This window comes from Rodentibacter rarus (assembly GCF_001998965.1).
GTDB lineage: Bacteria > Pseudomonadota > Gammaproteobacteria > Enterobacterales > Pasteurellaceae > Rodentibacter > Rodentibacter rarus.
On record NZ_MLHJ01000001.1, the window covers coordinates 33,365 to 44,807 of the forward strand.

At 41.4% G+C, this 11,443-nt stretch carries 11 protein-coding genes; 5 read left to right on the forward strand and 6 right to left on the reverse strand.

Annotated features, from left to right (window positions below):
* Positions 1 to 138: 138 nt before the first annotated feature.
* The 3 genes from BKK50_RS00180 (at position 139) to mutH (ending at position 2,700) form a co-directional block, all read left to right on the forward strand.
* Positions 139 to 1,428: an outer membrane protein transport protein gene (locus BKK50_RS00180; protein ID WP_077414130.1), complete on the forward strand. Its 1,290-nt coding sequence runs from the start codon at positions 139 to 141 to the stop codon at positions 1,426 to 1,428.
* 70 nt (positions 1,429 to 1,498) lie between these two features.
* A complete protein-coding gene (locus BKK50_RS00185) occupies positions 1,499 to 2,038 on the forward strand; it encodes a methylated-DNA--[protein]-cysteine S-methyltransferase (protein WP_077414132.1) in 540 nt (179 codons plus the stop codon).
* Positions 2,038 to 2,700 (forward strand): DNA mismatch repair endonuclease MutH, encoded by a 663-nt coding sequence (gene mutH / locus BKK50_RS00190; protein WP_077414134.1) that lies wholly within the window; start codon positions 2,038 to 2,040, stop codon positions 2,698 to 2,700. The genes BKK50_RS00185 and mutH overlap by 1 nt, the downstream gene beginning before the upstream one ends.
* A gap of 477 nt (positions 2,701 to 3,177) precedes the next feature.
* Here mutH and BKK50_RS00195 read toward each other — a convergent pair whose 3' ends face one another.
* From BKK50_RS00195 to znuC, 6 genes are all read right to left on the reverse strand, one after another.
* Positions 3,178 to 3,795 carry a MarC family protein gene (locus BKK50_RS00195; protein WP_077414136.1) on the reverse strand — a complete coding sequence of 206 codons (618 nt, stop codon included), beginning with the start codon at positions 3,793 to 3,795 and terminating at the stop codon, positions 3,178 to 3,180.
* 87 nt (positions 3,796 to 3,882) lie between these two features.
* Positions 3,883 to 5,172 carry a tRNA lysidine(34) synthetase TilS gene (gene tilS / locus BKK50_RS00200; protein ID WP_077414138.1) on the reverse strand — a complete coding sequence of 430 codons (1,290 nt, stop codon included), beginning with the start codon at positions 5,170 to 5,172 and terminating at the stop codon, positions 3,883 to 3,885.
* Positions 5,172 to 6,038 (reverse strand): pyridoxal kinase, encoded by an 867-nt coding sequence (pdxY, locus tag BKK50_RS00205; RefSeq protein WP_077414140.1) that lies wholly within the window; start codon positions 6,036 to 6,038, stop codon positions 5,172 to 5,174. Before pdxY ends, tilS begins: the two co-directional genes overlap by 1 nt.
* Positions 6,039 to 6,114: 76 nt before the next feature.
* A complete protein-coding gene (accA, locus tag BKK50_RS00210; protein WP_077414142.1) occupies positions 6,115 to 7,062 on the reverse strand; it encodes an acetyl-CoA carboxylase carboxyl transferase subunit alpha in 948 nt (315 codons plus the stop codon).
* A gap of 88 nt (positions 7,063 to 7,150) precedes the next feature.
* Complete coding sequence (znuB, locus tag BKK50_RS00215) at positions 7,151 to 7,936, reverse strand: zinc ABC transporter permease subunit ZnuB (protein WP_077414144.1); 786 nt, start codon at positions 7,934 to 7,936, stop codon at positions 7,151 to 7,153.
* Positions 7,937 to 7,945: 9 nt separating this feature from the next.
* Complete coding sequence (gene znuC, locus BKK50_RS00220) at positions 7,946 to 8,740, reverse strand: zinc ABC transporter ATP-binding protein ZnuC (RefSeq protein ID WP_077414146.1); 795 nt, start codon at positions 8,738 to 8,740, stop codon at positions 7,946 to 7,948.
* Positions 8,741 to 8,917: 177 nt separating this feature from the next.
* On the opposite strand from znuC, the gene mepM reads away from it, so the two are divergent.
* Positions 8,918 to 10,363, forward strand: a complete 1,446-nt coding sequence (gene mepM, locus BKK50_RS00225) for a murein DD-endopeptidase MepM (RefSeq protein WP_077414148.1) — start codon at positions 8,918 to 8,920, stop codon at positions 10,361 to 10,363.
* Between the two features lie 119 nt (positions 10,364 to 10,482).
* Positions 10,483 to 11,436 carry a sigma 54-interacting transcriptional regulator gene (locus BKK50_RS00230; RefSeq protein WP_077414150.1) on the forward strand — a complete coding sequence of 318 codons (954 nt, stop codon included), beginning with the start codon at positions 10,483 to 10,485 and terminating at the stop codon, positions 11,434 to 11,436.
* The last annotated feature ends 7 nt before the right edge of the window (positions 11,437 to 11,443 follow it).

Genomic DNA, 11,443 nt, shown 5'->3' on the forward strand with positions numbered 1-11,443 from the left:
AACTCACCGTACTTTAAATAAAAAATCGTCACTGGTCGGAACTCTATAAAAATCAATAAAATGAATTTGCACTCAATTAAATGGAGTTTTAGAATCTCGTAGCTTTTAAGTTTTTATCCAAACAACAAAGGGTTTTCAATGAAAAAATTTAATCAATCTTTATTAGCAACAGCAATGTTCCTTGCTGCCGGTGGTGTAAATGCTGCGGCATTCCAGTTAGCCGAAGTTTCTACGTCCGGTTTGGGGCGTGCTTATGCGGGTGAAGCAGCGATAGCGGATAATGCTTCAGTGGTAGCAACGAACCCGGCGTTGATGACTTTATTTAAACGTCCTGAAATTTCCTTTGGTGGTGTTTATGTTGATGCAAAAGTGGATTTATCCGGACAATTTACTTCGGACAATCCTCGTATCAACGCAGCACTTGCCAGTAGAAATGCTAATCAAGATAACGTTGTGCCTTCTGCTTTTGTTCCAAATGCTTATTTTATTTATCCAATTAATGAAAAATTCTCCGTTGGTGGTGGAATGAATGTTCCTTTTGGCTTAAAAACGGAATTTGATTCAGATTATAGCGCAGGTGTTTTGGGCGGAAAAACGGATTTAACAGCGATTAATTTAAACCTTAGTGGAGCTTATCGTATTTCAGAAGGATTGAGTTTCGGTCTAGGGATTAATGCACTCTATACCAAAGCAAAATTAGAGCGAACAAATGGTGTTCTTGCTGATTTAACTAACCTACAAGCAGGTCGAAAGGTATCTGATAGAAGTGATGTTGTGACGCGTTTACAGGATAATGAATGGGGATTTGGTTGGAATGCTGGATTAGTGTATGAATTTAATGAGCGTAACCGGTTAGGGGTGGCTTATCATTCTCCGATTACAGTGAATTATAAAGATAATACAGCTTTCAATCGTATTTTAGGTCGCACAGACACGGCAGAATTGGATCTTGATTTACCGGGCTATTGGGAAATTTCCGGTTACCATAAAGTGACGGATAAATTTGCGTTCCACTATAGCTATAAATATACGGATTGGAAACGCTTTAAAGAATTGAAAGCGAACTATAATAGCGATGGCGCAGAGGCTTTGCGAAAACCTGAATATTTCCGTGGCAATTCTCGTATTGCCCTAGGGGTTTCCTATGATGCGACAGATAAGCTAACGTTACGTACCGGGATCGCTTATGATGAAACGGCGGCAAATCAGCATCATTCTGCCTCTATCCCTGATACGGATCGGACTTGGTATAGTTTAGGCGCAACCTATAAAGTCACGCCTGATTTATCAATTGACGTTGCTTATGCTCACCTAAAAGGTAAGAAAATAACATTTAAAGAGTCGCAAGAAAATATTCCTTTTGCCGTAAATTATACGAGTAAATCGAGTGCTAATCTCTATGGTTTAAATGTAAACTATGCTTTCTAATCTGGGAAAAATTCCGCATAATAAAGCGTACTTCGGTACGCTTTTTTTATGTTAAAAAATGGGGCAGAAAATGACCGCACTTTATTACACTTATTATCCTTCCCCTGTAGGGAAACTTTTGGTTCTATCTGATGGTGAACAGATCACGCATATTGATTTTGAAAAAGAGCAGTTCGAACCCAATTCTAAATGGATTGAAGAAAATAATTTGCCTCTTTTTCAAAAAGTGCGGTCAGCTTTTGATCGTTATTTTAAGGGAGAAGCGGAAACATTTTCGGATATTCCCTTGAAAACGGAGGGAACGCCATTCCAACAAGCCATTTGGCAGGCATTGCGACAAATTGGCTATGGAGAAACCTCAAGCTATGGCGAATTAGCCAAAATGATTGATAACCCAAAAGCGGTGCGAGCCGTGGGTGGTGCGGTGGGAAGCAATCCGATTAGTATTATCATTCCATGCCATCGTATTTTAGGTAAAGATAAAACGCTCACCGGTTTTGGTGGTGGGCTGGCTGCAAAACGTTTTTTACTCCAATTAGAAAAAATTCCTTATATTGATAAAGGAACTGAAGACACAAAACCCCGTTTTTTCAAGAAATATCACCAATAATGATCACACAGACCTTAACACAACTTCTTGTGCAGGCACAATCTATCGCCGGTTTAACCTTTGGTGAGCTTGCCGATACTTTGGGGATACCGGTTCCCCCGGATTTGAAGCGTGATAAAGGCTGGGTGGGGATGCTTTTGGAAACGGCATTAGGGGCGACTGCCGGCAGTAAAGCCGAACAAGATTTTGCCCATCTTGGGGTAGAACTTAAAACCTTACCGATTAATGAACAAGGTTTCCCGCTAGAAACCACCTTTGTTAGCCTTGCACCGTTGATACAAAATTCCGGAGTGCAATGGGAAAATTCCCACGTTCGCCATAAATTATCCTGTGTGCTTTGGATTCCTATTGAAGGAAGCCGACATATTGCTTTGCGTGATCGCCATATTGGTGCACCGATTTTATGGCAGCCCACCCCGGAGCAAGAACGCCAATTAAAGCAGGATTGGGAAGAGCTAATGGACTATATCACCCTCGGTCGGCTACATGAAATTACCGCCCGTATTGGGGAAGTGATGCAATTACGCCCTAAAGGGGCAAACAGCAAAGCCATCACTAAAGGTATTGGAAAATATGGTGAAGTGGTGGACACTTTACCCTTAGGTTTTTATTTAAGGAAAGAGTTTACGGCAGGGATTTTAAGGGATTTTTTAGGTTATTAGGGTTGACCTAGCGACCTATTTTCTTTTACTCGTGTAAAGAAAGTAGGTAAAGAAAACACACCCCAGTTAAATCGCTGTTATTCGCAATTCAACATAGCTGACTTGCTCACCCCTTCGGGGCTGTCGACAAAGCCGACATTCAAAATTCGTTGGATTTTGTCTTATTTTCTTAACGCTAAATTTGTAAACTCGCTACGCTCAAACAGTACAAATTTAGCTAAAAATGCCAAGTCGCAAAGGCGATTTATATGGGTCCCGAATTTATGTCGCATTATTTAAAATGCGGTTGGTTTTAGAAAAGTTTTAAAAATATTAAATTTTTAACCGCACTTCATTCGTAGAAAAAATAGGTTCCTTTCTCTTTGCATGAGCAAAAAAAGTTGGCCCCCATCGGTGAAACCCGATATGAATATCCCAAAAAGAAAAAGGTTTCCACCACAGAAACCTTTTTTCCAATATCAATTTTATTTCAATTTCTTATGCCACCTGAGTAAAAAAGTCTTTCAGCCCGATTAACACGTTATTCACCGCCACCGTTGCCAAAATTAATCCCATCACACGGCTGATAATTGCGGCACCGGAGTTTCCGATAAAATGCTGAATTCGGTTAGCCGCAAGCAATAAAATGTAAGTAATGAATAATACTGCGAACATAATTCCTGCGGTGATAAATTGTTCGGTGAAATTAAAACGGTGGTTATCGGTTAAAAGCACAATCGCCATCATCGCCCCCGGTGAGGCAATAGAAGGCACGGCGAGAGGGTAAACGGCAATTTCGGTCATATTGGCTCTCATTTTTATTTCTTGTTCCGGTTTACTTTCACCAAAAATCATCGTTAGCGCAAAGAGGAACAGCACCAGTCCTCCTGCGATTTGGAAGGCTGGGAGGGGCACCTGCATAGCTTCAAAGAGAATTTGTCCGCCGATTAAAAAGAAAAGGAGAATACCGGCAGAGATAATCACCGCATTACGCGCAATTTTTCGGCGTTCCTCAAGAGAAAAACCAATGGTTTTGGAAAGATAAACGGGAATTGAACCGATGGGATCAATGACAGCCCAAAGTACAACAAACTGCACAATCAAAGAATCAAACATTTCTTTTCCTTTATAAATAATCGAGCTAAATGATAGAAAGCCGAGCTATTCTATCAGATAAAAAGTACAAAGTGCGGTAAGTTTTAGCTATTTTTCGGTATCTTCAAAAACCTTAAAAAAACCGACCGCACTTTGGAATTGCTCACGGTAAAAAATCAGTGGAATACGGCTCCGTTGCCAAGGAGGAACCCCCAACTCTTGCCAAATCTTCTTCATTTCCTCCTTCGGACGTTTTGGGTGACGTTTGATTTTTCCTGAATAACCGAAGCGGATTTGAATGGGTAAGTCAGTAGGAGGCAACGCAACAGTGTGTTGTTGCCAAGAAAAAATAAACTGTTGTGGGGTTCGTTTTAAATCAAGTTCACCCAGATTATCGGGAAGCAGAATCGGGGTATCCCGCATCTCAAGGCAAATATTCGTTAAATCCGCAAAATCGGAGGTGAGATACAAACAGGATTGATAACGGCGGATAATCTGTTTTCCGAAATGAAACTGTGGATTAGCGTCTTGTTTGGCGAACACAACATCACTGAGCAGTTGTTCAAGTTGGCGTTTAGTCGGCATTTCCCATTGATGTTGAGAAAACCACATTCGTAAAAGTGCGGTCTGTTTTTGCGATGAATATTGATTGAACTTGTGAAGTTGAAATTCTGTTGGCGTTTGGCAATGTTCAAGAAAAGTTTCTTGTAAGAGTTCGTTAATGAGCTGTTGCTGTTCAAAACAATGTTGTGCAGCGCGTTGAACGGATCGATCAAAATGTGTCCAACGTGCACGGAGTTTTGGCAGAATTTCATTACGTAAAAAATTGCGTTCGTAACGGCTATCTTGGTTACTTTCATCCTCAATCCAAGTCAAATTTTCACGCTGTGCATAGTGTTCTAATTGCTCTCGAGTAAAAGAAAGCAATGGACGAAAAATTTTCATACCCAATAATTCGCTTTGGGTTTGCATTGCCCCTAAACCTTGCAAACCACTCCCTCGTTTTAGTGCGAGGAAAAAGGTTTCCGTTTGATCGTTTAAATGGTGGGCGGTGACAAGAATTTCATTAGGGTGAATATGTCGCAAAATAGCCTGATAACGTGCCTCACGTGCCCCTGCTTCAATGCCATTTTTACGGTCAATTTGTACCTTTTCAATGATAAATGGAATCGTATATTGGTTGCACAAAGATTGACAATGTTCAGCCCAACTATCGGCATTAGGGCTTAATCCATGATGAATATGAATCGCACGGAGATAAAAGTGCGGCTGAATTTGACGGAGTTTTGCAAATAAATCAAGAAGAACCGTGGAATCCAAACCACCGCTCAAGGCGATAAGATAGTGTTGAGCGGTGGTTTGTTTAACTTGTTGTTCAAAAGCCGAAAACAAATCCATTAGGCAATTTTTTCTGCTTTGTATTGGGTAGTCGGATTGAGAATCTCAAAACGTGCCGCAATGGTTTGTAGCTCGTAAGAATTGAGTTCAAAGGTGGTTTTCATCACGCCAGCCACTTCATTATTCATTGCTTCAAAGGCTTCCACATCGGATTTTCCATTAAGTAAATTCGCTAAGAATGTACCAGCAATTAAATCACCTACACCTACCGGTTCAAAATTGAATTGATAAAGTGGGCGGCTTAAATGCCAAATGCCTTCCGGTGTTGCCATAATGATTTCAAAGGTGTCCGGATCATTGATTTTCCCTGCTTTGCCTAAATGTTTCACGAGGACTTTTTTCACCCCTTTATCCAGCAAAGCATTTGCGGCTTTTAATACATCCTCAAAAGAATTGATGGGGAACTCACTGAGTTGACGCAGTTCATTCATATTCGGCGTCATAATATCCGCAACAGGAATGGCTTTCTCGATAAGTGCTTCACGAACACCATTTGCCACCACACAAATTTTTTCCGGGTTTGGCATCACCGGATCGCATAAATAAAGGGCATTTGGGTTGTGTTTTTTAATTTGTTCTAAGGCATAAAGGATTTGATCCACTTGTTCCGGTGAGCCTAAATAACCGGAAAGCAATGCGTCACATTCTTGTAATTTTTCAATGTTTTCTAATCCCGTAACGATTTCACGAATTTGTTCTTGTGGAATCACCATACCTGTCCATTTACCATATTGAGTATGGTTGGAAAATTGCACGGTATTAAGTGCCCATACATCCACGCCTAATAATTGCATTGGAAAGGTGGCGGATTTATTGCCGGCAAAGCCATACACCACGTGGGATTGGATAGAAAGTACATTTTTCATATTTGTCCCTATTTTTGATATGATTTTTTATAAAATTTAAAAAGAGCGGTAAAATGACCGCTCTTTTTTTCAATGGTTAACAATAACCATAAGACATTAAACGCTCATAACGGCGATTTAATAATTCTTCTTGGTTTAATCCGTCAAGTTCGGCTAAATCTTCAGTTAAGCGCTTTTTCAAATTCTCTGCCATTAACGTATAATTGCGGTGTGCACCACCAAGCGGTTCCGGCACGATATTATCAATTAAATTGAGTTCTTTTAAACGTGCTGCGGTTAATCCCATCACTTCAGCAGCCGTTGAGGCTTTGTCTGCGCTTTTCCATAAAATCGAGGCACAACCTTCCGGTGAAATCACAGAATAGGTGGAATATTGCAACATATTCACTTTATCGCCCACCCCAATTGCTAAGGCACCGCCTGAGCCGCCCTCACCGATAACCGTACAGATGACCGGCACGGATAATTGCGACATTTCACGCAAATTGCGGGCAATGGCTTCTGCTTGTCCCCGTTCTTCTGCCCCAATGCCGGGGTAAGCGCCAGGGGTATCGATAAAGGTGATAATCGGGAGTTTAAAACGCTCTGCCATTTCCATTAAACGTAGCGCTTTACGATAGCCTTCCGGTGCAGGCATACCAAAGTTACGTTTCACCTTGTCTTTTACCGTGCGACCTTTTTGATGGCCAATCACCATGACAGGGCGACCGTCCAAGCGGGCTAATCCGCCGACAATGGCTTTATCATCGGCAAAGGCACGATCACCGGCAAGCTCTTCAAATTCGGTAAAAATGTGTTCAATATAATCAAGGGTATAAGGACGGTTTGGGTGGCGAGCCATTCGTGAAACTTGCCATGCATCAAGATTGGCAAAGGTTTTTTTGGTTAATTCATCGCTTTTCTTTTGTAAGCGGGTAATTTCATCGGTTAAATCGACTTTATCGTCAGAGGCGGTGCGTAATGCTTCGATTTTTGCTTCCAGCTCTGCAATAGGTAATTCAAAATCTAAATATTCTTGGGTCATTTTCTTATCCTAAAAACACCGTAAAAATCTACCGCACTTTATCAAGAATTAACAGGCGGCGCAAATAGTTTTCACTGGTTGGGGGAGGCTACAAACTCGTTCTTTTAAGTAACGATAAGGCAAATAAAAATGTCGAGCAAATGACAACAGAAGGACCGACAGCGGTATCATAAAATGCGGAAAGCATTAAGCCGCCGATCACCGAAAGAATGCTGATGATAACCGCAAAGCCGACCATCGCTTCCGGTGTTTTGGCAAAACGGCGGGCGGTAGCGGCAGGAATAATTAAAAGCGAGGTGATAATTAATGCGCCGACAAATTTCATGCTCAATGCAATGGTTAATGCGGTTAAAATCATCACAATAAAACGCATTTTTTTGACATTGATCCCTTCCACTTGAGCGAGTTCAGGGGATATGGTGGTAGAAAGCAGGTCCTTCCAAAAATACAATAAGGTTGAGAGAACTAAAATCACGCCAATACCGATATACAATAAATCCGTGTAATTTATTGCCAGTAAATCGCCAAACAGATAGTTCATTAAATCCACCCGCACATTTTTAAGTAACCCAACGGTGACGACACCGAGAGATAAACAACTGTGTGCAATAATGCCTAATAGCGTATCAATGGAAAATTGAGTGTGATTTTCTAACCAAACCATTAAGAGCGCGATAATTAAAGTCAGCACCACAATCGCCAAGTAGGGATTGATTTGGAGAAAAAGACCTAAAGCTACACCAAGTAAGGCGGAATGGGAAAGGGTATCGCCAAAATAGGCCATTTTACGCCATACGACAAAAACCCCAAGTGGGGCGGTGATAAGCGATAGTAATATACCGGTTAACAACGCCGGAAAAAGAATTTCAAACATTCATTATCCTTAATTTTGACAATGGATTGATGAGCCATTACAGTCGCACACATCGCCGTGCAAGTTATGGTGATGGTTGTGATGATGTGTATAAAAGCCCACATTTTGAGAAAGTTGATTACCCCATAAACGGATAAAAGCCGGATCGTTTGAGAGCGTTTCCGGCGTACCGGCACAACAAATGTGCTGGTTAATGCAAAGCACCTCGTGGCTGTCTGCCATGACAATATGTAAATCATGAGAAACCATCAATACCGCACAATTGAGTTTTTGTTGTGTTTGGCGGATAAGTTGATACAACTCTGCTTGCCCAGTGATATCCACCCCTTGGGTCGGCTCATCTAATACCAATAAATTTGGTCGGTTTAATATCGCTCGGGCTAACAGTACCCGTTGCATTTCACCACCGGAGAGTTTTTGCATAGTACTTTGGCGTAAATGCGTGATAGAAAGTTGCTCAAGTGCGGTGGAAATTTCTTGTGTTTTTACCCCTTTTTTTAAAGCAAGAAAACGTTCTACGGTGAGCGGTAAACTGTGGTCTAAATGAATTTTTTGCGGTACATAGCCAATGCGCACATCGTTACCGTAAATCACCTCACCGGAAGTCGGCTGTTGTAATTTGAGTAAGGTTTTCAATAAGGTTGATTTTCCACCGCCGTTAGGCCCGACAATCGTAATAATAGTGTTTGGGTAAATCCTTAAGTTGATATTACTTAACGCTGTTTTTTGTTCAAATACCACATTGATATTGTTGAGTTCAATTAAGGGTTTGTTTGGATCGCGCTGAATGGAATGGATTTGCATAATACTGTCTGTATCAAATTTGGTGGCTAACCTTAGCCTATTTTCGTTGTTTTCTCAAGATGTTCGCACCTTATGATGAATATTTCGCCATCCTTTTGATGGGTTTTAAGGTAGAATGAACCTCTTTAATAATTTGTAGTCTGAAAGACGATATTATTTTCATTTAGGTAATCTATTTTGCAACATGTTAAATTAGCCCGAGACAGACGAAAAAGAAGATCCCGTATCAAAGCACTGATTTTTTTTGTTTCATTGGCGTTAATTTTTAGCGGTATCATGTTGGGGATTAAAGATAACACTGAATCGGAACCTTCCGTCCAAAGCAATCTTGAACCTGAAATGGTCGGTGATGCGCAATATCAATCCCTCATACCGGAAGAAACTGTCAATCAAGCCGCTTTACCTCAACACACAGAGGAAGACGCCACTTCTTATGATGACGAATTACAAGCCCAAGATGATGAAGTTGAAGAAGTGAAACCGGAGTTTGATGAGCTGGATACCCTTCCTCAAGATGCACAAGATGCCTTAAGCAGTTTACTTGATGTGGCAGACGAAGCATTGCGAATTACCGATCAATTTAGTCATACCGTGGTGCGTGGTGATAAGTTAAGTGATGTATTAGGGCTTTCAGGTTTGGATGATGAAACGGCAAAATCACTCATTGCGGCTTATCCGGAATTAAAAAATCTGCGGGCAGGGCAACAATTCTACTGGATTTTAGATAAAAACGATCAACTGGAATACTTAAATTGGCTCGTCTCCGAAAAAGAGGAGAGGATCTATGAACGTATTGCAGAGGGAAAATTTAAACGTCAAATTCTCGAAAAACAAAGTGTTTGGAAAAAAGAAGTCTTGAAAGGTCAAGTAAAGGGTTCATTTTCGGCAAGTTTGCGTGCATTGGGGCTAGATTCTCGTCAGATCTCGCAATTAAGCTCCGCATTACAATGGCAAGTGAGTTTACAAAAACTCAAAAAAGATACGCAGTTTGCGGTGCTGGTTTCACGGGAATATTTAGGGGATAAACTCACCGGTCAAGGTAATGTTGAGGGGATTCATATTATCGCTAACGGCAAGAGTTATTATGCCATTCAAGCCTCAAATGGTCGTTATTATAACCAACAAGGCGAAACCCTAGGAAAAGGTTTTGCACGTTATCCGTTGCAGCGTCAGGCTCGAATTTCTTCGCCATTTAATCCAAGCCGCCGTCACCCGGTGACAGGTCGGGTTCGTCCCCATAAAGGTGTGGATTTCTCTGTCCCAACAGGTACACCTATCATCGCACCGGCAGATGGATTAGTCGAAAAAGTGGCTTATCAAGCAGGGGGCGCAGGGCGTTATGTGGTGTTACGCCATGGTCGTGAATATCAAACCGTTTATATGCATTTAAGCCGTCCATTAGTGCGTGCAGGGCAAAAGGTAAAAAAAGGCGAACGCATCGCCCTTTCCGGTAATACCGGTATTTCCACCGGACCACATTTACATTATGAATTCCATATTAATGGAAGACCGGTCAATCCGCTCACCGTGAAATTACCGGGAACCAGTAGCGGTATGGCAACGGCAGAGCGTAAACAATTCTTGAGCCGCGCGAAAGACGCGATACGGATGTTAAAACTGTAATTCAGCTCAAAGTGCGGTTGATTTTCAGCGCACTTTTGGCTTTTCTGTAAAACAATCTTTACACCTTTTTGTAAACCCCTTATTATAGCGATACTTTCAACTCATTTTAGCCACGCTCGATGACTTTCAAATTTGATCCTCAACATCCTTTTGCTTGCTTTGTTAGCCAAAGCGAAACCATGAAAAGTGCGGTAGAAAATGCACAGCGTTTTGCCATGTTTGATGTGCCTTTATTGATCCAAGGTAAAACAGGAACGGGAAAAGATTTATTGGCAAAAGCCTGCCATTTTCAAAGTTTACGCCGAGATAAAAAATTTATTGCGGTCAATTGTGCGGGATTGCCTGATGAAGATGCAGAAAGCGAAATGTTTGGGCGAAAAGTGGGGGAAAGTGAAACCATCGGTTTTTTTGAATATGCCAATGAAGGCACGGTATTGTTGGATGGTATCGCTGAATTATCACTCAATCTTCAAGCAAAATTGCTCCGTTTTCTAACGGATGGTTCATTCCGCCGAGTGGGCGAAGAGAAAGAGCATTATGCCAATGTACGGGTGATTTGTACCTCGCAAGTGCCGCTTAATCGGTTGGTTGAGCAGGGAAAGGTGAGAGCAGATTTATTTCATCGCCTCAATGTATTGACAATTAATGTGCCGCCATTGCGTAAACGGCTTGAGGATATTCCTTCCCTTGTACAAGGTTTTTTGCAAGAAATTAGCGATCAACTCAATATTTCACTGCCAACCTTTGAGCCTGATTTTCTCACTTATTTAGCCCAATATGATTGGCAGGGCAATGTCCGAGAGCTTTATAATACGCTCTATCGAGCCTGTTCATTATCAGAAAAAAATCATTTAACGATTGCCAGTTTAGATTTGACAATGCCACAAAGTGCGGTCATTTCTATTAATGAATTTGAACATCAAACCCTAGAAGAAATTATCGGACAATACGAAGAAAAAGTACTGCGTGCCTTTTATAAAGAGTTCCCCAGCACAAGAAAACTGGCACAACGTTTGGGCATTTCCCATACCGCCATTGCCAATAAATTAAAGCAGTATGGGATTGGTAAATAACAGTAAG

What these genes read in the sequence shown, in the direction of transcription:
- BKK50_RS00180 (WP_077414130.1), top strand. Translation starts at nt 139, where the DNA reads ATGAAAAAATTTAATCAATCTTTATTAGCAACAGCAATGTTCCTTGCT.
- BKK50_RS00185 (WP_077414132.1), top strand. Translation starts at nt 1,499, where the DNA reads ATGACCGCACTTTATTACACTTATTATCCTTCCCCTGTAGGGAAACTT.
- mutH (WP_077414134.1), top strand. Translation starts at nt 2,038, where the DNA reads ATGATCACACAGACCTTAACACAACTTCTTGTGCAGGCACAATCTATC.
- BKK50_RS00195 (WP_077414136.1), bottom strand. Translation starts at nt 3,795, where the DNA reads ATGTTTGATTCTTTGATTGTGCAGTTTGTTGTACTTTGGGCTGTCATT.
- tilS (WP_077414138.1), bottom strand. Translation starts at nt 5,172, where the DNA reads ATGGATTTGTTTTCGGCTTTTGAACAACAAGTTAAACAAACCACCGCT.
- pdxY (WP_077414140.1), bottom strand. Translation starts at nt 6,038, where the DNA reads ATGAAAAATGTACTTTCTATCCAATCCCACGTGGTGTATGGCTTTGCC.
- accA (WP_077414142.1), bottom strand. Translation starts at nt 7,062, where the DNA reads ATGACCCAAGAATATTTAGATTTTGAATTACCTATTGCAGAGCTGGAA.
- znuB (WP_077414144.1), bottom strand. Translation starts at nt 7,936, where the DNA reads ATGTTTGAAATTCTTTTTCCGGCGTTGTTAACCGGTATATTACTATCG.
- znuC (WP_077414146.1), bottom strand. Translation starts at nt 8,740, where the DNA reads ATGCAAATCCATTCCATTCAGCGCGATCCAAACAAACCCTTAATTGAA.
- BKK50_RS00230 (WP_077414150.1), top strand. Translation starts at nt 10,483, where the DNA reads ATGACTTTCAAATTTGATCCTCAACATCCTTTTGCTTGCTTTGTTAGC.